23 protein-coding genes and 1 pseudogene are annotated in these 22185 nt (G+C 68.2%); 18 read left to right on the top strand and 6 right to left on the bottom strand.

Annotated elements, in window-relative coordinates:
- Window positions 1–236 precede the first annotated feature (236 nt).
- The 6 genes from IR155_RS16375 to IR155_RS13470 all read left to right on the top strand — a co-directional run bounded on the left by IR155_RS16375 (window position 237) and on the right by IR155_RS13470 (window position 5528).
- On the top strand, window positions 237–371 hold the full coding sequence (locus IR155_RS16375; RefSeq protein WP_409366561.1) for a rubredoxin-like domain-containing protein: 135 nt from the start codon (window positions 237–239) through the stop codon (window positions 369–371).
- A complete protein-coding gene (locus IR155_RS13490; RefSeq protein WP_124895797.1) occupies window positions 368–829 on the top strand; it encodes a TIR domain-containing protein in 462 nt (153 codons plus the stop codon). The genes IR155_RS16375 and IR155_RS13490 overlap by 4 nt, the downstream gene beginning before the upstream one ends.
- Before the next feature lie 60 nt (window positions 830–889).
- Window positions 890–2833 (top strand): tetratricopeptide repeat-containing protein, encoded by a 1944-nt coding sequence (locus tag IR155_RS13485; RefSeq protein ID WP_135115331.1) that lies wholly within the window; start codon window positions 890–892, stop codon window positions 2831–2833.
- A gap of 8 nt (window positions 2834–2841) precedes the next feature.
- Window positions 2842–3477 (top strand): TIR domain-containing protein, encoded by a 636-nt coding sequence (locus tag IR155_RS13480; protein ID WP_108717372.1) that lies wholly within the window; start codon window positions 2842–2844, stop codon window positions 3475–3477.
- 550 nt (window positions 3478–4027) lie between these two features.
- Window positions 4028–4417 (top strand): PDDEXK-like family protein, encoded by a 390-nt coding sequence (locus tag IR155_RS13475; protein ID WP_135115330.1) that lies wholly within the window; start codon window positions 4028–4030, stop codon window positions 4415–4417.
- 13 nt (window positions 4418–4430) lie between these two features.
- Window positions 4431–5528, top strand: coding sequence for a DNA alkylation repair protein (locus IR155_RS13470; RefSeq protein WP_228067219.1), 1098 nt, complete (start codon window positions 4431–4433; stop codon window positions 5526–5528).
- Between the two features lie 203 nt (window positions 5529–5731).
- Here the strand turns inward: IR155_RS13470 and IR155_RS16370 are convergent.
- Window positions 5732–6827: pseudogene (locus IR155_RS16370) on the bottom strand (fatty acid desaturase family protein).
- A 251-nt stretch (window positions 6828–7078) separates the two neighbouring features.
- On the opposite strand from IR155_RS16370, the gene IR155_RS13460 reads away from it, so the two are divergent.
- Window positions 7079–8836: a bifunctional metallophosphatase/5'-nucleotidase gene (locus IR155_RS13460; RefSeq protein ID WP_135115328.1), complete on the top strand. Its 1758-nt coding sequence runs from the start codon at window positions 7079–7081 to the stop codon at window positions 8834–8836.
- 51 nt (window positions 8837–8887) lie between these two features.
- Here the strand turns inward: IR155_RS13460 and IR155_RS13455 are convergent, their stop codons facing one another.
- Window positions 8888–9382, bottom strand: coding sequence for a MarR family winged helix-turn-helix transcriptional regulator (locus IR155_RS13455; RefSeq protein WP_135115327.1), 495 nt, complete (start codon window positions 9380–9382; stop codon window positions 8888–8890).
- Between the two features lie 88 nt (window positions 9383–9470).
- Between IR155_RS13455 and IR155_RS13450 the strand changes: the two genes are divergently transcribed.
- Complete coding sequence (locus tag IR155_RS13450; RefSeq protein WP_135115326.1) at window positions 9471–10262, top strand: SDR family NAD(P)-dependent oxidoreductase; 792 nt, start codon at window positions 9471–9473, stop codon at window positions 10260–10262.
- A gap of 13 nt (window positions 10263–10275) precedes the next feature.
- Here the strand turns inward: IR155_RS13450 and IR155_RS13445 are convergent, their stop codons facing one another.
- Complete coding sequence (locus IR155_RS13445) at window positions 10276–10848, bottom strand: MarR family winged helix-turn-helix transcriptional regulator (protein ID WP_135115325.1); 573 nt, start codon at window positions 10846–10848, stop codon at window positions 10276–10278.
- Window positions 10849–10889: 41 nt separating this feature from the next.
- Here IR155_RS13445 and idi point away from each other — a divergent pair, with 41 nt between their 5' ends.
- The 10 genes from idi to IR155_RS13395 all read left to right on the top strand — a co-directional run bounded on the left by idi (window position 10890) and on the right by IR155_RS13395 (window position 20592).
- The gene (gene idi / locus IR155_RS13440; RefSeq protein ID WP_135115324.1) at window positions 10890–11492 is read left to right on the top strand and encodes an isopentenyl-diphosphate Delta-isomerase; all 603 of its coding nucleotides are present in this window, start codon (window positions 10890–10892) and stop codon (window positions 11490–11492) included.
- A complete protein-coding gene (locus tag IR155_RS13435; RefSeq protein ID WP_167760798.1) occupies window positions 11489–12622 on the top strand; it encodes a polyprenyl synthetase family protein in 1134 nt (377 codons plus the stop codon). The genes idi and IR155_RS13435 overlap by 4 nt, the downstream gene beginning before the upstream one ends.
- On the top strand, window positions 12619–13491 hold the full coding sequence (locus IR155_RS13430) for a phytoene/squalene synthase family protein (protein WP_167760797.1): 873 nt from the start codon (window positions 12619–12621) through the stop codon (window positions 13489–13491). The genes IR155_RS13435 and IR155_RS13430 overlap by 4 nt, the downstream gene beginning before the upstream one ends.
- The gene (crtI, locus tag IR155_RS13425) at window positions 13488–15032 is read left to right on the top strand and encodes a phytoene desaturase family protein (protein WP_194210341.1); all 1545 of its coding nucleotides are present in this window, start codon (window positions 13488–13490) and stop codon (window positions 15030–15032) included. Before IR155_RS13430 ends, crtI begins: the two co-directional genes overlap by 4 nt.
- Entirely contained in the window at window positions 15029–15358 is a 330-nt protein-coding gene (locus IR155_RS13420) for a lycopene cyclase domain-containing protein (RefSeq protein ID WP_135115322.1), read from the top strand. Before crtI ends, IR155_RS13420 begins: the two co-directional genes overlap by 4 nt.
- On the top strand, window positions 15355–15756 hold the full coding sequence (locus IR155_RS16275; RefSeq protein ID WP_135115321.1) for a lycopene cyclase domain-containing protein: 402 nt from the start codon (window positions 15355–15357) through the stop codon (window positions 15754–15756). The genes IR155_RS13420 and IR155_RS16275 overlap by 4 nt, the downstream gene beginning before the upstream one ends.
- Window positions 15746–16606 (top strand): prenyltransferase, encoded by an 861-nt coding sequence (locus tag IR155_RS13410; RefSeq protein WP_135115320.1) that lies wholly within the window; start codon window positions 15746–15748, stop codon window positions 16604–16606. Before IR155_RS16275 ends, IR155_RS13410 begins: the two co-directional genes overlap by 11 nt.
- A gap of 211 nt (window positions 16607–16817) precedes the next feature.
- Window positions 16818–18329: an SDR family oxidoreductase gene (locus tag IR155_RS13405; RefSeq protein WP_135115319.1), complete on the top strand. Its 1512-nt coding sequence runs from the start codon at window positions 16818–16820 to the stop codon at window positions 18327–18329.
- Between the two features lie 85 nt (window positions 18330–18414).
- Complete coding sequence (locus tag IR155_RS13400; protein ID WP_194210340.1) at window positions 18415–19890, top strand: threonine/serine exporter family protein; 1476 nt, start codon at window positions 18415–18417, stop codon at window positions 19888–19890.
- Window positions 19891–19956: 66 nt separating this feature from the next.
- A complete protein-coding gene (locus IR155_RS13395) occupies window positions 19957–20592 on the top strand; it encodes a UdgX family uracil-DNA binding protein (RefSeq protein ID WP_228067214.1) in 636 nt (211 codons plus the stop codon).
- Window positions 20593–20598: 6 nt separating this feature from the next.
- Here the strand turns inward: IR155_RS13395 and IR155_RS13390 are convergent, their stop codons facing one another.
- The 3 genes from IR155_RS13390 to IR155_RS13380 form a co-directional block, all read right to left on the bottom strand.
- The gene (locus tag IR155_RS13390; RefSeq protein ID WP_228067212.1) at window positions 20599–21021 is read right to left on the bottom strand and encodes a nitroreductase/quinone reductase family protein; all 423 of its coding nucleotides are present in this window, start codon (window positions 21019–21021) and stop codon (window positions 20599–20601) included.
- A 10-nt stretch (window positions 21022–21031) separates the two neighbouring features.
- Window positions 21032–21454 carry an organic hydroperoxide resistance protein gene (locus tag IR155_RS13385; RefSeq protein ID WP_135115317.1) on the bottom strand — a complete coding sequence of 141 codons (423 nt, stop codon included), beginning with the start codon at window positions 21452–21454 and terminating at the stop codon, window positions 21032–21034.
- Window positions 21455–21533: 79 nt separating this feature from the next.
- Entirely contained in the window at window positions 21534–21938 is a 405-nt protein-coding gene (locus IR155_RS13380) for a VOC family protein (protein WP_135115316.1), read from the bottom strand.
- Window positions 21939–22185: the final 247 nt, after the last annotated feature.

The raw sequence follows: 22185 nt of genomic DNA, 5'->3' as shown, positions 1-22185 counted from the left end.
CGTGGTCAGGTCCGGGGTCGCGAATGTAGCGTTGATCACCGTCGAGGTCTTCTTGAGATGGCGAGCGTAGGAACTTCCATCTTCCGGGAGACCTCGACGCCTACCCGGCCACCGCGACGCTCAGACCGCTACACGCTCAAATGCGATGAGCCGCATATCCCTCGTGGGGGCGGGAGGACGGATTTAGCTGGGCGGACGCTCCCGACTACTACCAGACGGACGCTGAGCTTTCGAAGGTGCCCAACAGCTCCAAGAACCGCAAGTGGCGATGCCGAGAGTGCGGATATGTCATTAAGAGCGGCGCGCTGCTGAAGAAGTGTCCGTTGTGCAAGCAGATGGCAACGCTCGCTCCGGCCGAGGAGGGCTCATGACACGTCGAGTCTTTATCAGTTACCAGCATGCCGATCAGATGAAAGCCCGTGGCTTGAACCTGATGACATACAACAAAAACGTCAACGTTGACTTCACGGGGCGGCACCTGCTCGATCCCGTGAAGAGCCAGGACGCAGACTACATCAGTCGAAAGATCAAGGAACGGATCAAAGGGTCATCGGCGACGATCGTGCTCATCGGGAAGGAGACCTCTCAAAGTGACTGGGTCGAGAAAGAGATCCAGTGGAGCAAGGAACAGGGAAAGGGCATCATTGGTATCCGCATCGATCCCGACGCCCCAGTCCCCGAAGGATTGACGGAGTACGGCGCGGAGATTCTCGACTGGAACAAGCCAGCCGATGTCAATCAGTTTGACGATGCCATCGAGCGAGCGATCGCCGCCACCTCCCGCGGCACGAGAATGCCCATGAATACGCCCACCACCTGTGGGCGATGAAATCGAATCGATGGCTCCTGGACTGCGCATAGCTAAGCGCTCACTATTCGAGGTGGTTAAGTGATCATCCTGTACGCCGGAGTGCAAGCCGATGAAGCCGGGCGAGCATCACCTCGGTTGCCGGAGACCTCCGAGAACGACCTCCTGATTCGACTCAAAGGACTCCTACAATCACTTCAGCCAAGTCGCATGGTTGGAGCACTCGCGTCCGGCTCGGATATTCTCTTTGCCCGTGCCGCGCTCTCGGAAGGTATTCCGCTGCGGATCGTCCTACCCTTCGCGAAAGAAGACTTTAGGAGAACCAGCGTCGAACCAAGAGGTGAACGCTGGCTCACACATTTCGACCGAGTAGTCAGTAACACGGCTGTCGACCTAGTTGAAGGAGATCGCCCCGTCGAAGAGACCGCGGAGGCGTTCAATGAACACAACCTCACGATGCTCGACGACGCGCGCGCACTGGTCGAAGGAACGGACGAACGCGTCTGGGTCATCACCATCCGTCCGGCGCCCGACCCGGGGGTCCCAACAGTCACCGACAATCTGGTCCTCCAGGCCGAGGAGAGGGGTCACTTTTCACTCGACCTAGCCCCTATTCATGATCAGGTCTCGGCGTTCATCGTCATGCCTTACGGAGTGAAAAAGGATGTTCGAACCGGTAAGAAGGTGGACTGCGATCCAGCCTTCCACAAGATCTATCGTCCATTACTTGAAGACGCTGATATTAGCTGGAACAGGGCAGACCTGGAGACAGACAGCGGCATCATACACTCGGGAATGCTGGCGGCCTTAGCTAACTCCGATCTCGCTTTAGTCGACCTCACGACAACGAACTTTAATGTTGCATACGAACTCGGTGTCAGACACATATTCGCAGACCGAGCCACAGTTCTTATTAATCCGCACATTGAGGGGCATGCGCGCCACGCGCCACCCTTCGATATCAACATGATTCGGATTCATTCGTTCACCCGGGGCCAGGCAGTCTCGGATACGCAAGCCGAGGAAGCGATACGAGCGTTGCGGCCTGTCGTCGAACGAGTAACGAGTGAGGTTGAAGTCGATAGCCCGGCGCATAGCTGGTTTGACTTGGCTACAGTGAAGAGGCCCTACTCCCAGTTGTCAGAGGTCACCGACGCGCTTACCGCTGAGAACGAGGCGCGCAACCGGGTCAGTGTGGCGGTCAAGTCATCTGACGCCGACGAGATGAACGCCGCTGCCCGCTGGGTAGGCTCTACGGCCGACGTTCACGAACCGCTGCGACGTAGCCTTCGGATTGAACTCGCTATCGGCCTGCACGCGGAGGAAGCCTACGAGGATGCGCGAGCACTTCTAGAAGTCGCTCAACCAAACCTTGATGATCCGCTGCATCGGATCTGGCTTCAAGAGAGCGTTATGGTCTATCGGCGTCTAGGGGAGGATGCGCAGGACCCTATTGTCCGGCAGGACCTCTGGCGGACGGCTCGTCAGTACCTTGAAGATGCCGAGAGCGCAGGCTACGCGGACTCCGAAACATACGGCAGCTGGGGAGGGCTGATCAAACGAGAGCTGGAGAATCGGCTCGACAGCGGAGATCCAGCCGTCGCGGCCAACCTTTTCCGTGAGATGGCAGAGAAGTATCGTGCAGGATTCGAAAGCGATCCCAGTTACTACACCGGAGTCAACTTGCTTATGGCACTCCGCCTCAGCGGACGGGAAAGGGACGACCCCTTCCGTGAGGAGTTCAACGAGGTCCTGACCGTTTCCCGTTTCCTCAACAGGCTTGCGATCGCGGACGAGCCCACCAACTATTGGGCGCTCGCAACACGTGCTGAACTCACGCTGCATGAGTGTCTTGAGAACAGTGATCCGGTTGATGAGGCTGCGGAGCAGTACGCAGAGGCGGCTCGGCATGGCAACGCCGATCAGGTCCGATCCACGAAGTACCAGCTGGGCTTCTTAGCTAGGTATGGCGACCCACAGGACGTGATCGAACGACTCAGAGCAGTGATAGAACAGGCGCGTTAGGAGAAACTATGGTCACGTACAGCTCGCGCACTCAGAGCGCCCTGCGGGAACTGGCTGCAATAACACGGCAGTACCAGAGTGTTGCGGAGGGAGATCGGAAAACCGCCTCGTCTCCTGGTCGCCACAAAGTGTTTGTCAGCTACCACGCGGTAGACGCGGTGGAGGTCCTTCAGTTTATTGAGGAGAATACGGATGTCTTCATACCGCGCGCTATCGGCATGGAAGAAGATGGCTCCGACATCATAGATTCGACGAACGTCGCGTACATTCGTCAGACGATTAAGACCAAATACCTGCGAGACTCGACCGTGACGCTCGTAGCGATTGGTGAATGCACCTGGGCCCGAAAGTTTGTGGACTGGGAAATATACACGAGCCTCCGCTCCGACCCTACTCCGAACGGCCTGCTAGCAGTTCAGCTGCCGTCCGTCGCCGGGTCCAGCCCCAGCCTCCCCGCGCGACTGTCCGCCAACCTTGCGCCGAAGAACGAGACGGGGTACGCGAACTATTACGTCCCACCCGCGAGCCAGAGTTCCCTTCGGACCTGGATTCAGCACGCCTTCGATGGGCGGACCTCTCGTTCGTCCCTGCTCAATGTCGGTGGCAAATTACGCGAGCGGAACTCGTCATGCGAACCGCAGTGAAGGTCGAGGCGCGCCCGAGCGTAGGTGTCTCCTGGCAGAGACTGTGTGCTGACTCCAAGGCGGAGCTGTCCGGAGCCCTCATTCAAGGGGACCAGAAGGGGACCAGAATCATGCAAACCATGCATCTCATGACGTGATGTGCATGATCTGACGCCCGGAATCATGCGCAAATCGGTCTCGCGGGAGCCGTCTGGACGCCTGGGGGTCAGGGGGTCGCAGGTTCAAATCCTGTCATCCCGACAGAGGAGCCCTGGTGAGAGAAATTCTCACCAGGGCTTTGTCGTATCCGTCGGCCGCAGCCCCGGTCTGCGGCGTGCGAAAGGTCAGTCACCGTGCCGAGCATGCTCGGAACCGCGGATGGCTGTCACGGACTTCGGGAGCATGGTGGCTTCATGACGCTAGCTGATCACCCGGTGAGGGCTTCGATCGAGGTGACGGACATCCGACGGTCGGCATCGTTCTACGCAGGCGCTGGGTCTCGACCTGGGGAGCATCGGCCCGATTCCATTACCCGCGCGGCGATGTCGGTGGCCCCGTTTAGCGTGGGGTCATGCAGATGGCGGGGCTCACCACCGAATCACGGTTCGACAGTGCGAACCTGAGACGCGCAGGGTCGATGCTTGCGGCAGGCTGGTTCGCCCTTGAGGGGAACCAGGTGTCGTGGCCGTTGGAACCATGTCGGTACGACCTTCTCGTTGGAGGGCTGGGCGGGATCCGACGGGTACAGGTGAAGACGACGACAGTGCGCGTCGGATCGACATGGAAGGTGTACCTGTCGACGACGAGCGGCGGACGCACGATCTACACCCCAGACGAGATCGATGAGTTCTTCGTGATCGACGGCGACCTGAATTACTACCGCATCCCGATCCAAGCTGTCGAAGGCGTACAAGCCATCCACCTGGGCGGGTACGAGCGGTTCCGGCTTCGCAAGGACTGATCCCGTGGGCGCGATGAACGAGCTGATCAACACGAGCGTGATCGACGATCTGGCTGAGCGGATCGCGGCGGTGGATCTCAACGCGGATGTGGCGGTGCTGAGCGGCATCCCGGACGAACGGCTGCGGCCGCTGAGTCTTCGCGAACGCACCGACCTCGTGGCCGAGTCTCTCGACGAAGCGATTCCGCAGGGCTTTTCACGACTGGCGAGCGTGGTGCGCGCGATGCTCGCCGATCCGGCGTTCGGCGGGTGGATCGTCTGGCCCGTGGGTGAGTCCGTCACCACGCGTGCGCTCGCGGAGGGCACGCCCCACGCGTTCGACGGCGCCATGGCGCTGATGGCTGAACTGACGGGGAGGCTGACGGCCGAGTTCCCGATCCGGCGGCTGCTCGCGCACGACCTCGCGCGGGCGCTGCCGATCGTGCAGTCGTGGACGACGAGCCAAGACGAGCACGTGCGCCGCCTCGCGAGCGAGGGCACCCGCGCCTACCTCCCGTGGGCGATCCGGGTGAGGTCGCTGATCGAGGCCCCGGACGCGACCCTGCCGATCCTGGATGCGCTGTACCGCGACCCGAGCGACTACGTGCGGCGGTCGGTCGGCAACCACCTCAACGATCTCAGCCGGCACGCTCCGGATGTCGTCGTCGCCACGGCGGCTCGATGGCTGGCGGCCCCCGACGCGACGACGCCGGCGGTGGTGAAGCGCGGGCTGCGGACGCTGGTCAAGAAGGGGAACCCCGGGGCGCTCGCCCTGCTGGGATACGCGGCGTCGACCTTCACGGTCGGCGCGATCAGCCTCCGCGAGACGACCGTGCCCTTTCCCGGGGCCGTTGGCCTGAGCATCGCGGTCACCAACGATGGGCCGGAAGCCGCCGACGCGGCCGTCGATTACGTGATCCACTACATGAAGGCCAACGGAAGCACTGCGCCGAAGGTGTTCAAGCTGGGCACCCGCCGCCTGGCACCCGGTGAGACCGCCGTGTTCACCAAGCGTCACGCGCTGCGGCCGATGACCACTCGCGTGCATCACCCCGGCGAGCACGCCGTCCAGGCGCAGGTCAACGGCGAACGGCACGGCTGGGCCTCATTCGAGGTGGTCTTCGAGGCCTGAGGCAGGCCGGAGCTCAACGGGGCGTCTGCCCTGCGTGGGGCCGACGAGCTGACGATCCTGCTCGCCGGCGCCGAGCTGGGCAGCTCGGCTGCACGTTCGCGCTCGGCACCGTCCGTGACAAACCGGCCGTCGACGCCTGGCTCCTGACCGCGGCCGCATGGCCTCGCGGGTGTGGACGGCCGCTCGTGCTTAGTCCTCGCGGCTCACTGCGTGCGACGTTGCGCGACGAGCGGGCACTCGAACGGGTCGCGCTCGCCGAGCCCCACGCGATTGATGTAGCGGACGACCGCCGCGTAGGAGCGCCACAGGCTGACCGACGTGTACGGCACGCCGCGCTCCCGGCAGTAGGCGGCCACGATCCGCGACGCCTGGCGCAGGTGCGGGCGCGGCATCGACGGGAACAGGTGGTGCTCGATCTGGAAGTTGAGCCCGCCCATGGCGATGTCCAGCAGTCGGCTTCCGCGCACGTTCCGGCTCGTGAGCACCTGGCGATGCAGGAAGTCGAGCTTCGTCTCGTGCGGCACCACCGCCATGCCCTTGTGGTTCGGGGCGAACGTGATGCCCATGTAGAACCCGAAGACCCCCCAGCTGCACACCGAGGAAGGCGAAGGCGAGCCCCGGCGACAGCACGAGGAACGCCAAGACGACGAACCCGATGAGGCGGACGCCGAGGAACACGATCTCGGCCCACCGGCGCTCCACGCGGTCGCGCGCGAGCACCCGCCGCACGCTGGAGGCGTGGAGGGAGAGCCCTTCAAGGGGCAGGATCGGGAAGAAGAACCAGCCCTGGTGCGACATCACCCATTTGAGCATCGGATTGCGGACCCGCTCGACCCGGTCGGGTGTTACGGCGATCACGGGCAGCTCGATGTCGGGGTCGGCGCCCTGCTTGTTCGGATTGGCGTGGTGGCGCGTGTGCTTGTGGCGCCACCAGCCGTAGCTCATCCCGACGAAGAGGTTGCCGATCACCAGGCTCGCCCAGTCGTTCGCCTTGCCGGAGACGAAGATCTGGCGGTGTGCGGCGTCGTGGCCGAGGAAGGCCACCTGTGCGAACAGGATGCCGAAGACCACCGCGGTGATGAGCTGCCACCAGGTGTCGCCGATCAGGATGAATGCCACGATCGTCGCCACCACCGCGAGCGGCAGGCCGATGAGCTTGGTCCAGTAGTAGCCGTACCGGCGCCGCATCAGCCCGAGGCTCTGGACGCGCTGGGCCAGGGCGGTGAAGTCGCTGTTGCCGCGGCCGGTGGTGCCGGCGGCCCCCGGCCTCCTCGGCGTCGTGTTCCGAACGGGGGTCATGGTCATCAGAGAGCCTCCTGCATCTTGCTGCTCTCAGCGTCCGCGCACGGATCCGGATCCGGGCAAGGGCTTCCGGATCCGTCGACGACGGAGTAGAGAGCGCAGTCCTCGCCCCGCTGACGTTGCTCAGCGACCCTGCATGGGGAGCTCTCCCCACCGGGCCCGTGAGTTCACGTGGCCGTCCCACCGCCGGATTAAGGTTCGCTTGGCTCGGTGATCTCCGAGCCGCATTCACGCTCGAAGGAGACCCCTTGAAGCTTCGCCTCGCTTCCGCCCTCGCGGTCGTGCTGGTCGCCTCGGCCGCCGTCCCGGCAGCCGCGGCCCCGCAGGATCACGAGCTCGACCTGACGCTCCTCGCGACGACGGACCTGCACGGGAACGTCGCCAGCTGGGACTACTTCAACGACCGGCCGTATTCCGACCGCGCCGGCGACTCCATCGGTCTCGCCTCGGTCGCATCCGTCGTCGATGACGTGCGCGCCCAGGAGGGCGAAGACAGCGTGGTCGTCGTCGACAACGGCGACGCCATCCAGGGCACGCCCCTGAGCTACTACTACGCGGTGCAGGAGCCGGTCGAGCAGACCGGCGCTGTGCACCCGATGGCGGCGGCCTACGACGCGATCGGCTACGACGCGCAGGTCGTGGGCAACCACGAGTTCAACTACGGGCTCGACACGCTCGACGCCTACGAGGGTGCGCTCGACTTCCCGCTGCTCGGCGCGAACGTCCTTGACGTCACGACCGACGAGCCGGCGCTGACGCCGTACACGATCGTCACCAAGCACGTGAAGGGCAACAAGCCCGTCAGGGTCGGCATCCTCGGCCTCACCACGCCGGGCTCGGCGATCTGGGACAAGGGCAACGTCGAGGGCCGCCTCGAGTTCGAGGACATGGTCGAGTCGGCCAAGACGTGGGTGCCGCGCGTGAAGGCCGCCGGCGCCGATGTCGTGGTCGTGCTCTCGCACGCGGGTGTGGGCACGTCGTCGTACGACGAGTCGATCGCGCCGGCCGAGAACCCGTCGGACGTCATCGCGCGCACAGTCCCCGGCATCGACGTCATGGTCGTCGGGCACACGCACCAGGACCGCCCGTCGCAGATCGTGACCAACGAGGTCACCGGCGAGGACGTCCTGCTGACGCAGCCGTACCGCTGGGGATCCACCGTCTCGCGCGTCGACATCGACCTGACGAAGGTCAAGGGCAAGTGGGACGTCACGTCCACGGAGGCGTCGGCCATCCGCACCAAGGACTACCCGCAGTCGCAGGAGATCCTGGATCTCGTCGCCGACCAGCACGCCACGACCGTCGACTACGTCAACCAGGTCGTCGCGCAGTCTACCGAGGAGCTGTCTGCCGTCACGTCCCGCTACGAGGACACCCCGATCATCGACTTCATCCAGAAGGTGCAGACCGACACGGTCGACGCGGCGCTGGAGGGAACCGAGTACGCGGATCTGCCGGTGCTGTCGATCGCGGCGCCGTTCTCGCGCACAGCGGTGTTCCCGGCGGGCGACGTCTCGGTGAAGGACATCGCCGGGCTGTACGTGTACGACAACACGCTGCACGCCGTCACGATGACCGGGGCACAGGTCAAGGACTACCTCGAGTTCTCGAACCGCTACTTCGCGACGGTGCCCGCCGGCACGGCGTTCGACCCCGCGGTCCACACGGGCGCGAACGGCACGCCTGACTACAACCTCGACATCATCGCCGGCGTGAACTACACGGTGGATGTCGCCCAGCCCGTCGGGTCGCGGATCGGCGAGCTGACGCTCGCCGACGGAACGCCCCTCGCGGATGACGCCGAGGTCGTGGTGGCGGTGAACAACTACCGTCGCTCGGGCGGCGGCGGCTTCCCGCACATCGCCGCCGCGCCGCTCGTGTACGACGAGCAGAAGGAGATCCGCCAGCTGCTGATCGACTGGGCCCAGGCGAAGGGCACGATCGACCCGGCCGACTTCTGGCAGCCCTCCTGGGAGCTGACGGTCGCGGGCACGCCGATCGGCTGATCCCGCGCCACCCACACCGAGGGCCCCGCCACGCGGCGGGGCCCTCGTGCGTCAGGTGCCCGCGGGCGGTCGCCACCCCTCGTCGCCGCGTATCGCGTGCTGGATGCGGCGCGCGATGTCCCTCAGCTGACGGCGCTGCGCCGCCGTCAACGGGGCGAGTACCAGACGCTGCACGGTCTCGGCATGGCCGGGAGACACCTCGCGCACGGTCCGCCGTCCGTCGGCCGTGAGGATCGCGAGCGTGTACCGGCCGTCCGCGGGATCGGGCTCCCGGCGCAGCAGGCCGCGCTTCTCCAAGCGCGTCGCGGCGCGCGACAGGCGCGACAGCGAGCTGTTCGCGTACTCGGCGAGCACGCTCATCCGCAGCGTCTCGTCGGGTGCGGAGGCGAGGGCGTAGAGCACGCCGTACTCGAAGTGCGTCAGCCCGGCGTCGCGCAGCAGCTGGGCGTCGAGCGCCGCCGGCAGCCATTCGAGGACGGTCGCGAGGGACGACCAGGTCTCGAGATCCTCTCCGGCGAGAGCGTGAGGGGGTTCGCGATCCGGCATTCCTGAAGGATACGCGAGGACCGGATGACTTTCCCGCTCAAGCGATCATGTTACCGTTTCACTTGACTGAGCAAGTGATTGGAGTGGCATGGAACAGGATCTGGGCGGCAAGCGGGCGTTCGTGAGCGGTGCGACGCAGGGGATCGGATTCGCGATCGCGAGGCAGCTCGCCGAGGCCAGCGCATCCGTCGTCGTGAATGGGCGGGGGGAGGAGCGCGTCCGCGCGGCGTGCGAGCGGCTGCGCACGCTTGTCCCCGGCGCGGACATCGACGGGATCGCTGCCGACTTCGCCGCGCCCGAGCAGGTCGACGGCCTGCTGAGCGAACTGGGTGAGGTCGACATCCTCGTCAACAACGTCGGCCTGTTCGGCGTCGCGCCCTTCGCGGACGTCTCCGACGAGGAGTGGCGACGGTACTTCGAGGTCAACGTGATGAGCGGCGTGCGCCTGTCGCGGCTGGTGCTGCCGGGAATGCTCGATCGGGGACGGGGGCGGATCCTGTTCGTCTCGAGCGAATCGGGCGTGAACGTTCCCGCCGACATGGTGCACTACGGCGTCTCGAAAGCCGCCATGATCGCGCTTGCCAACGGCCTCGCGAAGCTCACGCGCGGCACGGCCGTGACCGTGAACACCATCCTCGGTGGTCCCACCTACTCCGACGGCGTCGCCGAGGCCGTGGAGGGCATCGCGCGTGTGCAGGGGCTGCCGCCGGAGCAGGTCAAGGAGAGCATCATCTCGGAGAACGCCACCACGCTGCTGCAGCGCTTCATCGAGCCCGACGAGATCGCCCACCTCGCCCGGTATCTGGCGAGCTCCCTGTCCTCCGCCACGAACGGCGCCACCCTGCGCGCGGACGGGGGAGTCCTCACGACCCTTCTCTGAGCTCTGTGAAGGATCAGCTCGGCCCTGCCCCCTCCTGCTCTTCGAGGGCGTCTTCCGCCGCAATCAGGGAGTCGAAGAATCGCACCACCGTCTCGCGCTCGCCGGCCGTGAGCGACGCGATGGCGTCGAAGCGACGCGCGTGACTGCGCCCCACGCTCGCTCGTGCGGCCATGCGGGTCTCATCCGTGACCTCGATCGCGAGGCTGCGGCGATCGATCGGATGAGGCATTCTGCGGATATGACCTCCTTCGGCGAGGCGATCCAGCAGTTTTGTCGTCGACGCGGTCGACACCCGAAGGTGCGCGGCGATCTGACTCGGCGTGGCGACCACGCCCTGCCGCTGTGCCGCGATCAGGAATCGCAGCGCCCGCATATCGGTTTCCCCGAGCTTCATGTATCGCTGAGACGCCTCACTCGCCACGCGCTCCGTCTCGCGCCAGCGCCGCATCGCATCGAGCACGCGCATCACCTGATTCAGCTCGGCATCCGACAGGTGGGAGCGGCGGACGAGTTCCTCGTCCGGATCGGAGAGACGCGGGTCGTGCAGGACCACCTGGCGCCGCGGCAGCGGGTTCTCTTCACCCATGCGATGAGGCTAGTCGACGGGCGGTCGGATATATGGGTAACATGTCGCTAGCCGAGCTAGTAATACACCTGGAGAACTACGTGAGCGACCTCATCGAACGCGTCGTCCTGCTCGACGAGCGCGGAGATCCGTGCGGCGTCGCCCCGAAGGACACGGTGCACAACGCGCATACGGCGCTGCATCTCGCCTTCTCCTGCCACGTCCGCGATCCGCGGGGCAGGATTCTGCTGACGCGGCGCGCACTCACCAAGCGCACCTGGGCCGGAACCTGGACGAACGCATTCTGCGGGCACCCGCAGCCGTTCGAGCCGATCCCCGAGGCCGTCGAGCGCAGAGCGCGTCAGGAACTCGGGCTCGAGCTGCGTGATCTGCGCCTCGCGCTGCCCGACTTCCGCTATCGCGCGGTCGACGCCTCGGGTGTTGTCGAGAACGAGATCTGCCCCGTGTACACGGCCGAGGCGGTGGGAGACCTTTCGCTGGACCCGGCCGAGGCGATGGAGGCGAAATGGATCGAGCCCGCGCGGCTCGCCGCGGCGCTCGATGCAGCTCCCTGGGCTTTCAGCCCCTGGCTGGTCATGCAGGCGCGCAACATGTCGGGGGCCGGAGGCACGATCACGGCTGCAGCCTGGACGGCGCGTCCGTGAACGCCCATGCGCCGGCGAGGACGCTCGAGCCGGGGCTCGCCGCGGGTGCAGCCGCGGACCGGGTCGCTCCCGCACTGGCTGCGGCGGCGCCTCAGACGCCCGCCGAGCGCCTGGTGGACGCCGTGATCGAGGACTACTTCGCGAACCGCATCGCTCGCGCGGATGCGATCGGCGACCAGGCGGGCCTGCTGTGGCGGCGCGCCGCCGACTCGGCCCGAGGCGGCAAGCGCCTTCGGCCGCGCCTGGTGCTGCTGGCGTACGAGGCACTGGGCGGTCACGATCGCGCGGCGGCCGCGGTCGTGGCAGCCGCATTCGAGGTGCTCCACAGCGCGCTGTTGCTGCACGACGACGTGCTGGACGGCGATCTCGTGCGACGCGGAAGGCCCAATCTCGCGGGCGCATTCGCGGCGTCTGCGGTCGAGTCCGGCACGGAACCCGTGACCGCCACAGCGTGGGGCGCCGCCTCCGGGCTCCTCGCCGGCGATCTGCTGCTGAGCGGCGTTCACGCCCTGATCTCTCGCATCGACGACCCCGCGCGCGCGCGGCTCACCGAGATCGTCGACGACGCGGTCTTTCTCACGGCGGCGGGTGAGCACGCCGACGTCGGCTTCGCTCTTGGCGTGATGCCCGCCGAGAGCGGCGACATCCGGCGAATGATGGAACACAAGACGGCGACCTACTCCTTCGCGGCGCCGCTTCGTGCGGGCGCCGTGCTCGCGAAGGCGCCACCCGCGACGGCGGATGCGCTGTGGCGTATCGGCACGGGCCTCGGCCTGCTCTATCAGCTGCGCGACGACATGCTGGGCGTCTTCGGCATCGAAGAACTCACGGGCAAGAGCGCGATGGGCGACCTGCGGGAGGGCAAGCGCACCCTGCTGATCGCTTTCGCTGAGCGCGAGGACGCGTGGCGCGACGTGGCCCACCTGTTCGGGCTGCGCTCGCTCGCCGCCGATGACGCTGAGAGGCTGCGTGCCGCGATCATCGACAGCGGAGCGGTTGCCGCGGTGGAGGCCCTGATTGCGGAGCAGCTCGCACAGGTGGGACAGGACATCGATGACGCGGGGCTGCCGGATCTGCTCCGCAGCGGGCTGCGGAGCATCGCAGGCATGTGCGCGGAGCGCGACGCATGACCCGGCCGTCGGGACTTGACCTGTATACGCGCACGGCGCGCATGTCGTCGGCGCGCGTCATCGGCGCCTACTCGACGTCCTTCGGCCTGGCGAGCCGACTGCTGCCTCGCGACGTGCGCGGCCGCGTCGCCGATGTCTACGCCCTCGTGCGGGTGGCGGACGAGGTCGTCGACGGCCCCGCGACGGAGGCGGGGCTGCCGGCCGCCGACTGCTGCGCGCTGCTCGACGAGCTCGAGGAGGAGACGCTTCGCGCGCTCGCCCGGGGCTTCAGCGCGAACCTGGTCGTGCATGCGTTCGCCGTCACCGCTCGGGAGACGGGCATCGGCGAGGAGCTGCTGCGACCGTTCTTCGCGTCCATGCGGACGGATGCGGAGGGAACATCCGCGTTCGATCCCGACGCATACCGCACCTACATCCACGGCTCCGCCGAGGTCGTCGGCTCGATGTGCCTGCGGGTCTTCGCGACCGAGGGCGCGGGCGTGCGGATCGACGAGGAGCTCGAGGAGGGCGCACGGCGCCTGGGGGCGGCGTTCCAGAAGGTGAACTTCCTGCGCGACCTGCGCGACGACGTCGAGCGTCTGGGACGCGTCTACCTGCCGGGCGTGGATCCCGTGCACTTCACGGAGGAGGACAAGAATCGATTCGTGCAGGAGATCGATGACGACCTGGCGGTCGCCCGCCGCGCGATCGTGCGGCTGCCCCCGGGGTCACGGCGCGCCACCTCGGCGGCGGCGGCGCTGTTCGGCGAGCTGAACGACAGGGTGCGACAGACGCCGGCCGACGAGCTGCGTCGTCGTCGCATCTCGGTGCCGACGCCCACGAAGGTGAGCCTGTTGACCCGCGCGGCTCTCGGGCGGGTTCCGGCGTGACCGCGCGGCAGCGCGTGGTCGTGATCGGCGGGGGCATCTCGGGTCTCGCCACTGCGGCGCTCGTCGCCCGGGAGGGCGCGGACGTGACGCTCGTCGAGGCACGCGACGAGCTGGGAGGGCGCGCCGGCCGATGGGCGGCGGACGGCTTCGTGTTCGACACCGGCCCGTCGTGGTACCTGATGCCCGAGGTGTTCGACCACTTCTTCCGCCTGCTCGGCACCTCGTCCGACGAGCAGTTGGACCTCGTCCCGCTCGACCCCGCGTATCGCGTGTACTTCGAGGGCCAGCAAGACGCGTTCGACCTGCCGGCAACGGGAGCGCGCGACGCGCTCGTCTCGCTGGATCCCGCCGCGGCGGACCGGATCGACGCGTACCTCGCGTCCGCGGCCGAGACCTACGAACTCGCCACCTCGAAGTTCCTGTACAGCACGTTCGCGTCGCTGCGCCCGTTGCTCGGGCGCGACACCCTGACGCGGCTGCCCCTGCTGTCGCGCCTGCTCGCTGAGCCGCTGGACAGGTTCATCCGCCGTCACTCCGAGGACCTGCGCGTGCAGCAGGTGCTCGGCTACCCGGCCGTGTTCCTCGGCACATCGCCCGCTGCGGCCCCCAGCATGTACCACCTGATGAGCCATCTCGACATCGGGCAGGGAGTGCTCTACCCGCGGGGCGGCTTCGGAGCCGTGATCGACGCGATCGCGCGCCTCGCCGAGCAGGAGGGGGCGCGACTGCGCACCGGCACGAGGGCGCGGCGGATCACGGTCGAGGGGCGCACCGTCATCGGGGTCGAGGTGCACTGCGGCGACGGCCGCGTGGAGCACCTTCCGGCGGACATCGTCGTGTCAAGCGCTGACCTGCACGAGACCGAGCGCCGGCTGCTCGCACCCGCGCACCGGACGCGCTCCGAAGCCTGGTGGGAATCGCGCGACCCCGGGCCGGGCGCCGTGCTCGCGCTGCTCGGGGTGCGCGGGGCGCTGCCCGAACTCGCGCACCACACGCTGTTCTTCACGCGCGAGTGGGAGGAGGGGTTCGACGCCATCTACGGCAAGAGCCCGCGCATCCCGGATCCGGCGTCGATCTACGTGTGCCGTCCGAGCGCCACGGACGACGTGGCGCCGGAGGGCCACGAGAACCTGTTCGTCCTCATCCCGGTGCCGGCCGACCCGACCATCGGCCATGGCGGGCGCGACGGCACGGGCAGCCCCGCCGTCGAGCGCGCGGTGGACGCCGCGATCGACCAGATCTCGTCCTGGGCGGGCATCCCCGACCTCGCCCAGCGCATCGTGGTGCGGCGAAGCATCGGCCCTGCCGATTTCGAGCGCGACTTCGGCGCCTGGCGCGGGGGAGCGCTCGGGCCCGCCCACACACTGCGCCAGAGCGCCGTGCTGCGTGGGACGAACGCCTCCTCGCGCGTGGACGGACTGCTCTATGCCGGCGCGACGACGATCCCCGGGATCGGCCTTCCGATGTGCCTGATCAGCGCAGAGCTCGTGCTCAAGCGCCTGCGTGGCGACCGCTCGGCGGGCCCCCTGGAGGAACCGTGAGCATCGTCTACCTCGGGTGCCTGCTGCTGTCGCTGGCGGGCGTCGTGACGCTGGACCTGCGGCACCGGCTGTTCCTGGGACGCGCGCCTGGACCTGCGCTGCTCGTGCTCGGGATCGGGCTCGCCTTCTTCCTGACCTGGGACCTTCTCGGCATCGGTCTCGGCATCTTCTTCCGCGCCGAGACCGCCTTCATGACGGGCATCCTGCTCGCGCCGGAGCTGCCGATCGAGGAGCCCGTGTTCCTGCTCTTCCTGTGCGAGCTGACGATGGTGCTCGTGCGCGGGGCGGACGAGTGGCTGCAGCGGAGAAGGACGGGGGCAGCATGACCTACCTCGTGCTGTGCGCGGTCTTCATGGTGATCGCGGCGCTCTCCGCGGCGTTGCTGCGCCGCGACCGCCGCTGCGCCGCCACGGAGACGGGCGGCGCCTCCCCGCGCACGTCGCTCGGCGCCCGCCCGCGCACGTCGCTCGGCGCCCGCCCGCGCACGTCGCTCGCCGCCCTGGCGATCGCCGCCGCCGCCCTCATGGTGCTGACCGCGCTGTTCGACAACGTCATGATCGCCGCGGGACTGTTCGCGTACGACGACACGCACATCTCCGGGATCCGGATCGGCGCTGCACCCATCGAGGACTTCGCGTATCCGCTGGCCGCGGTGATTCTGCTGCCGGCGATCTGGGCGCGCCTGCTCACCCCGTGGCAGCGGAGGAGCCGCCGTGATCGGTGACCTGTTTGCCGCATCGCGTCCCCTGAGCTGGATCAACACCGCCTATCCGTTCGCGGCCGCGTACCTGCTCGCATCACGGGAGGTCGACGTCGTCCTGATCGTGGGAACGCTGTTCTTCCTGGTCCCGTACAACCTCGCGATGTACGGCGTGAACGACGTGTTCGACTACGCGTCCGATCTGGCCAACCCCCGCAAGGGCGGTGTGGAAGGGGCGCTGCTGCCGCCCGAGCGTCACCGCGGCGTGCTGATCGCGTCGGCCCTCGCGTGCCTCCCCTTCGTCGTGCTCCTGGTCGTCTGGGGGACGCCTCTTTCGTGGCTCGTGCTCGCGGTGAGCCTGTTCGCCGTCGTGGCGTACTCGGCGCCGCCCTTTCGCTTCAAGGAGCTGCCCGTGCTCGACTCGGTCACTTCGAGCGTGCACTTCGTGAGCCCCGCGGCGTACGGCGTGGTGATCGGCGGCGGCGTGTTCGACGCGCCGCTGGTCGCGGTGCTCTTGGCGTTCTTCCTGTGGGGGCTCGCGAGCCATGCCTTTGGCGCCGTCCAGGATGTCGTTCCCGATCGCCAGGCGGGAATCGTCTCGATCGCCACGGCGCTCGGCGCTGCCCGCACCGTGGCACTCGCGCTCGCCGCGTGGACAGCGGCGGGACTTCTCATGCTGTCCACCGGTCAGCCGGGTGCGTGGGCCGCGCTGCTCGCCATCCCGTACCTCCTCGCAGCCGCACCATACGCCCGCGTCTCCGATGCAGACTCAGCGCGCGCCAATCGTGGGTGGCGACATTTCCTGTGGATCAACTACGCATGCGGCTTCGTGGTGACGGTGCTGCTGATCGTCCACGCCCTCCGGACCGCCTGAACCGGCCCTCGATCATGGAGCGAGAAATGGAATCGACCGCCACCAGATTCGTCCCCGTCGTCTCAGCCCGATGGACGAACTGCGCATCAGCGTGCTGTGAGAACGAGCGCCCCGGCGTCGCGCCCGTCGTCGCGGGCGTCGGGCCGTGAGCGACGCGCCCGCTCGGAGCGAGCTCAGCGCTCCGACGGGAGCTGAGGAGAATCTGCGGGCGATGCCACGCCCCGACGGGCAGGCGCCGCGCGTGCTGGTGCTGGGCGCCACGGGCTACATCGGCGGACGGCTCGTGCCGCGGCTGCTGCGCGGCGGATACCGGGTGCGCGTCCTCGTCCGCTCGAATCGGCGAGTGACGGCGCTGCCGTGGGCGAGCGACGTCGAGGTCGTGATGGGCGACGCAGGGGATCCCCGGGCGATGGATCGGGCGATGGCGGATGTCGACGTGGTCTATCACCTCGTGCACTCCATGACGAGCGGCTCCGGCTTCGCCGCCACGGACCGCGCGATCGCGCAGAACGTCGCCCGTCACGCGGACGTGCACGGCGTCGGGCGGATCGTGTACTTGGGTGGGCTGCATCCCGAGGGAGCGCCTCTGTCCGCGCATCTCGCATCGCGCAAGGAGGTCGGCGAGATCCTGCTCGCGTCAGGCGTGCCCACCCTCGTGCTGCGCGCGGGTGTGGTGATCGGATCCGGTTCAGCGTCGTTCGAGATGGTGCGCCACCTCACGGATGTGCTGCCCTACATGCCGGCGCCCAAGTGGGTACGCAACGAGATCCAGCCGATCGCCGTGCGAGACGTGCTGCACTACCTGCTGGCGGCGGCACGCGTGGACCCGGCCGTCACGCGTGCCCTGGACATCGGCGGCCCTGACGTTCTGCGGTACGGCCAGATGATGAACGGCTACGCGCTCGAGGCGGGACTGCCCCAGCGGGGCATCGCGGCCCTGCCGGTGCTGACTCCGCGGCTCGCCTCGCTGTGGGTCGGCCTGGTCACGCCGGTTCCGCGGCAGATCGCACGGCCGCTTGTCGAGTCGTTGCAGCACCCGTGCATCATGCGGGACCACGAGATCGACGCGATCATCCCGCCGCCGCCCGCGGGCCTGACGGGGTACCTCGAATCGGTGCGGCTGGCGCTCGCGCGCATCGAGATCGATCAGGTGGAGACGAGCTGGGTCGACGCGACCGTGGCACGGGCGCCGAGCGACCCGCTGCCGAGCGACCCGTCCTGGGCCGGCCGAACCGTGTTCACCGACGGCCGCTCTCGCCGGACGACCGCCGACCGCGACGCCGTGTGGGCCGTGATCACGCAGATCGGCGGGACGAACGGCTGGTACTCGGCGCCCGCGCTGTGGGCTGTGCGCGGCTGGCTCGACCGCGTCAGCGGAGGCGTGGGGCTGCAGCGCGGCCGCCGCACCCGCGCGCGGCTGTCGGTGGGGGACGCGATCGACCTCTGGCGCGTCGAGGCGCTCGAGCCGGGTCGGCTGCTGCGGCTGCGCGCCGAGATGTGGACTCCCGGAAGTGCCTGGCTCGAGCTCGCGGTGGACGACGCGGCGACCGGGAGCGAATATCGGCAGCGTGCGGTGTTCTTCCCTCGCGGGCTCACCGGCCGGCTCTATTGGCTCGCGATGCTGCCGTTCCACGGCCTCATCTTCAGTGGCATGGTCAGCCGCATCGTGTCGACCGCTGAGAAGGGCGCGAACGAGCCGAAGGGCGCGACCGGCGCAGGATGAGCGCTTCCCTGCGTCCGGCGCTCTGAGCTCGGCCGCCGAGCTCCGCCGATGTGCACCCCCGGAGGTCGTCGGGGAGGATGGAGGCATGGTTCGCGAGCGTGGCTGGAGGATGTTCGAGACGGTGCGGCGGGCGATCCATGTGGATGCCTCGCAGCGCACGGCGACGGAAGCACTGCCCGTGATCGACGACGCGATGGCGGTGCGCGTGATCGACCTGGCGATGCGCGTCGCCGAGGTGATGCTTTCGGTCGGAGCCTCGGCCAAGGAGGTCGTGCTGGCTGCGCTGCGCATCACGCAGGCCTACGGGCTCGTCAGCGTGCACGTCGATGTCACCTTCAACTCGGTGACCGTCTCGGATCACCGGCACGGCGATGACTGGCCGATCACGCTGATGCGTGTGGTCCGCTCGGCGGTGCCCGACCACGCAAAGCTGCAGGCGCTCCAGGCCCTTGTGCGGGACGTCGAGGGAGGGCTGGACCTCGGCGAGGCCCGCGCGCGCTTCCACGAGATCCGGCGCACGCCGTTCCGCTATCGGCCCCTGGTGGTCGTTCTGTCGCAGGCTCTGCTCGCGGTGGGCGTCGGCATGATGTTCGGGGCGTCGTGGTCGATCCTCGCCGTCACGTTCGTCGCCGCGCTCGCCGTGGCGCTCACGCAGGCGGGGCTCGCCAGGCTGCAGGTGCCGCTCTTCTTCAGCCAGATCGCCGGGGCGTTTGTGCTCACGGCCGTGACGGTGTTGACGGCGATGCTCGCGCGAGCGGGCGTGGAGCCGTTCGTCGACGTCCGCGCCACGATCGTCGTGTCGTCGGGCATCGTGCTCATGCTCGCGGGGCTCGCGGTCGTCGGCGCGGCACAGGACGCGATCGACGGGTTCTCGCTCACCGCGGGCGGGCGCATCCTGGAGCTGACGGTCCAGACGCTGGGCGTGGTGCTGGGCATCCTCGTCGGACTCGAGCTCGCGCGGGCGCTGAACGTCGGCATGCAGCCGCCGAGCGAGGCGTTGCCGCTGGGCCCGGTGCCCGCGCAGTTCGCGGGGGCCGTGCTGGTGGCCATCGCGGTGGCGGTCTTCAACGGCGCGGGTGCCGGGATCATCATCGTCAGCGCCGTGCTCGGGATGATCGCCTGGGCAGGCTTCGCGGCCGTGAGCGCCGCGGGCCTCGACCAGGCGCCCGCCAGCTTCGTGGGAGCCCTTGTCGCCAGCGTGATCGGCGCCCTGATCGCGCACCGCCTGCACGTGCCATCCGTCGCGGTCACGACTGCGGCGATCCTGCCGCTCGTCCCCGGTGCCGCGGTGTTCCGCGGCCTGCTGGGTCTCGTCGAGTCGGGCGGTGAGACCGAGCACCTCCTGTTCGCGACGTCGTCGCTGATCACCGCGGGAATGGTCGGCATCGCGCTCGCCGCGGGCGCGACTCTCGGGCTCTTCCTCGGGTCGCCGCTCGGCCGCACATTCGGCGGGCTGCGCGTCGGGCGCCGCACGCTGGCGCGACCGACCGCTGGGGGAGCGAACGTGGTCGTCCGGCTGCCGTTCCCGAACCGGCGGGACCGGCAGGCCCGCGTGCGCTAGCGTCGGTCAGCCCTCCCGAAGTCAAGCGCCTTCACCCGTCGCCGGCACCCAGTCAGCATGGACGGCATGACCGAGGATGCGGAGCGCCCGGGCGCCGAGCACTGGGTGCCGCGCGGGGCCGACCTGGACGGGCTGCGGCACGCGGCGGAGGGCTGCCGTGGCTGCGAGCTGTGGCGGGACGCGACCCAGGTCGTGTTCTCGCGCGGCGCGGCGGATGCCCGGATGATGCTCGTCGGCGAGCAGCCCGGCGACCGCGAAGACCAGGAGGGCGAGCCGTTCGTCGGCCCGGCGGGGCGTGTGCTGGGCGAGGCGATCGACGCCGCGGGACTGACTGAGGACCAGGTCTACCGCACGAACGCGGTCAAGCACTTCCGCTTCGAGCGCCGCGGCAAGCGCCGCATCCACGAGAAGCCGGGAATGGCGCACATCGCGGCGTGCCACCCGTGGCTCGAGCAGGAGATCGCGCTCGTCCGGCCCGCCGTGATCGTCGCCCTCGGCGCGACGGCCGCGCGAGCGGTGCTGGGATCGCCCGTGAAGATCGGCGAGGTGCGCGGCATGGTGCTCGAGTCGCCGGATGGCACGCCGACCATCGTCACGACGCACCCGTCGGGAATCCTGCGGATCCGCGACGAGGACGACCGACGTCGCGCCCATGACGGCCTCGCCGCCGATCTGCGTCGCGCGGCCGAACTCATCGGCTGAGGACGATCAGCCCTCGGGGAAGGTCACGTGGATCAGCGGGCTCCCCGACATCCATTCCTCGAGCGGGGTGACCGGCTGCGGCAGCCCGGCGGGGTTGCTCGGCTGGTTCAGGTCGTCGATGACCGCCGAGAACACCCGGCGCCGCGTCGCCTCGTCGCGCACCCGCGTGCCGACCGCGGCGAGGTCGGCGCGCACGCCGTGCTTCAGATGGAACGTGAACTCGGGGTGGGCGACGATGTTGCCGTACCAGGCGCGGTGCGCCGGGGTGGTCGTGAGGTAGATCTCGTCGTCCACCCGGTAGAACCACACCTCGATGCGGCGAGGCCGGCCGGTCTTCGAACCGATCGTCGTGATGTCCACCGTGCGAGCGCGCGCGGAGGACGCCGGCGTGATCTCGAGGGCTCTGCGTACCGCGGCGTCCATGTTCATCCGGTCCTGATCAGTCGTCCGTCACGGTGACGCGCACGTCGATGTTGCCGCGCGTCGCGTTCGAGTACGGGCACACCTGATGCGCCGCGTCGGCGAGCTCCTGCGCCGTGTCGTGATCGAGCTCGGGGATCACGACCTCCAGCTGCACGGCGAGCTCGAACCCGCCCTCGCCGTTCGATCCGATCGAGACGCGCGATCCGACCGAGGAGCCCTCGATCGAGATCTTCCGGCCGCGGGCAACGGCCTGCAGCGCCGAGTGGAAGCAGGCGGCGTAGCCGGCGGCGAACAGCTGCTCGGGGTTCGCGCCGGCACCCGATCCGCCCATCTCCTTGGGGACGGCGAGATCGAACGCGAGGTCGGATCCGGCGACGGCGACGCGCCCGTCGCGCCCGGCTCCGGTCGAGAGTGCTTCGGTCGAGTAAAGAGCTTCCATGCTTCGACCCTAGGCACGCCGCGGAGGGGTGGATCCGGATGCGCGAGATCGGTGCCGGGACGGGTCCGGGGCGCTCGAGTCACTCGGCGTCGCGGGGCGGGTTGTGCATGAACTCGATGCGGATGCCGTTGTCGTCCTCGACGAACGAGGCGTAGTAGCGGTCGCTGAAGCGCGGGTAGATCTTCGGGTCGCGCACCGCGGTCCAGCCGGCCGCGAGGGCGATATCGTGCAGGCGGTCGACCTCGGCACGCGAATCGACCGCGAACGCGAGGTGCTGCCATCCGACCCGCCCGTGCACGTGCGGTCCGGTGCCCTCCTCGCGCGGCGGCATCAGGATGAGCTCGGTCTCGCCGTCCTTCCACCACGACACGGAGGTGTCGGCGTCCGTGCGATCGAAGCCGAGCGCCCGCAGGATCGGATCGAACTGCGCGATGCCGCGCGGGACGTCGTCGACGGTGATTCCGAGGTGATCGAAGACGGGCATGCGGGCCATCTTATGGCGAGCCCTTCGGTCGCATTCGGCGTGGAGGGGTGGGGGACGGCACACGTCGACGCCACGGTGAGAAGGAGGATCGGAATCCGCGGGACTCGACGATCGGGAGCAGGCCGGGAATCCGCCCGCATCTCCAGGATACGGGAGGGGTGGGGCCTTGCCACAAGGCCCAGGTCATGCGGCAGAATCACGCGTTCGCCCTCGCCCCTGGAGTCGCCGCCGTGCACGAAGACAGCAC

It is taken from the genome of Microbacterium paludicola, assembly GCF_015235415.1.
Taxonomy (GTDB): domain Bacteria; phylum Actinomycetota; class Actinomycetes; order Actinomycetales; family Microbacteriaceae; genus Microbacterium; species Microbacterium paludicola.
The sequence above is the reverse complement of the archived record's forward strand: the minus strand, read 5'-3'. Positions and strand labels throughout refer to the sequence as shown.

Excerpts from the sequence above, each read along its gene's own strand:
- idi (WP_135115324.1), top strand. The coding sequence starts at position 10,890 with ATGTCGCTAGCCGAGCTAGTAATACACCTGGAGAACTACGTGAGCGAC.
- IR155_RS13490 (WP_124895797.1), top strand. The coding sequence starts at position 368 with ATGACACGTCGAGTCTTTATCAGTTACCAGCATGCCGATCAGATGAAA.
- IR155_RS13405 (WP_135115319.1), top strand. The coding sequence starts at position 16,818 with ATGCCACGCCCCGACGGGCAGGCGCCGCGCGTGCTGGTGCTGGGCGCC.
- IR155_RS13430 (WP_167760797.1), top strand. The coding sequence starts at position 12,619 with ATGACCCGGCCGTCGGGACTTGACCTGTATACGCGCACGGCGCGCATG.
- IR155_RS13400 (WP_194210340.1), top strand. The coding sequence starts at position 18,415 with ATGGTTCGCGAGCGTGGCTGGAGGATGTTCGAGACGGTGCGGCGGGCG.
- IR155_RS13390 (WP_228067212.1), bottom strand. The coding sequence starts at position 21,021 with ATGAACATGGACGCCGCGGTACGCAGAGCCCTCGAGATCACGCCGGCG.
- IR155_RS13455 (WP_135115327.1), bottom strand. The coding sequence starts at position 9,382 with ATGCCGGATCGCGAACCCCCTCACGCTCTCGCCGGAGAGGATCTCGAG.
- IR155_RS13475 (WP_135115330.1), top strand. The coding sequence starts at position 4,028 with ATGCAGATGGCGGGGCTCACCACCGAATCACGGTTCGACAGTGCGAAC.
- IR155_RS16275 (WP_135115321.1), top strand. The coding sequence starts at position 15,355 with ATGACCTACCTCGTGCTGTGCGCGGTCTTCATGGTGATCGCGGCGCTC.
- IR155_RS13450 (WP_135115326.1), top strand. The coding sequence starts at position 9,471 with ATGGAACAGGATCTGGGCGGCAAGCGGGCGTTCGTGAGCGGTGCGACG.
- IR155_RS13470 (WP_228067219.1), top strand. The coding sequence starts at position 4,431 with ATGAACGAGCTGATCAACACGAGCGTGATCGACGATCTGGCTGAGCGG.
- IR155_RS13385 (WP_135115317.1), bottom strand. The coding sequence starts at position 21,454 with ATGGAAGCTCTTTACTCGACCGAAGCACTCTCGACCGGAGCCGGGCGC.
- IR155_RS13380 (WP_135115316.1), bottom strand. The coding sequence starts at position 21,938 with ATGCCCGTCTTCGATCACCTCGGAATCACCGTCGACGACGTCCCGCGC.
- IR155_RS13480 (WP_108717372.1), top strand. The coding sequence starts at position 2,842 with ATGGTCACGTACAGCTCGCGCACTCAGAGCGCCCTGCGGGAACTGGCT.
- IR155_RS13445 (WP_135115325.1), bottom strand. The coding sequence starts at position 10,848 with ATGGGTGAAGAGAACCCGCTGCCGCGGCGCCAGGTGGTCCTGCACGAC.
- IR155_RS13395 (WP_228067214.1), top strand. The coding sequence starts at position 19,957 with ATGACCGAGGATGCGGAGCGCCCGGGCGCCGAGCACTGGGTGCCGCGC.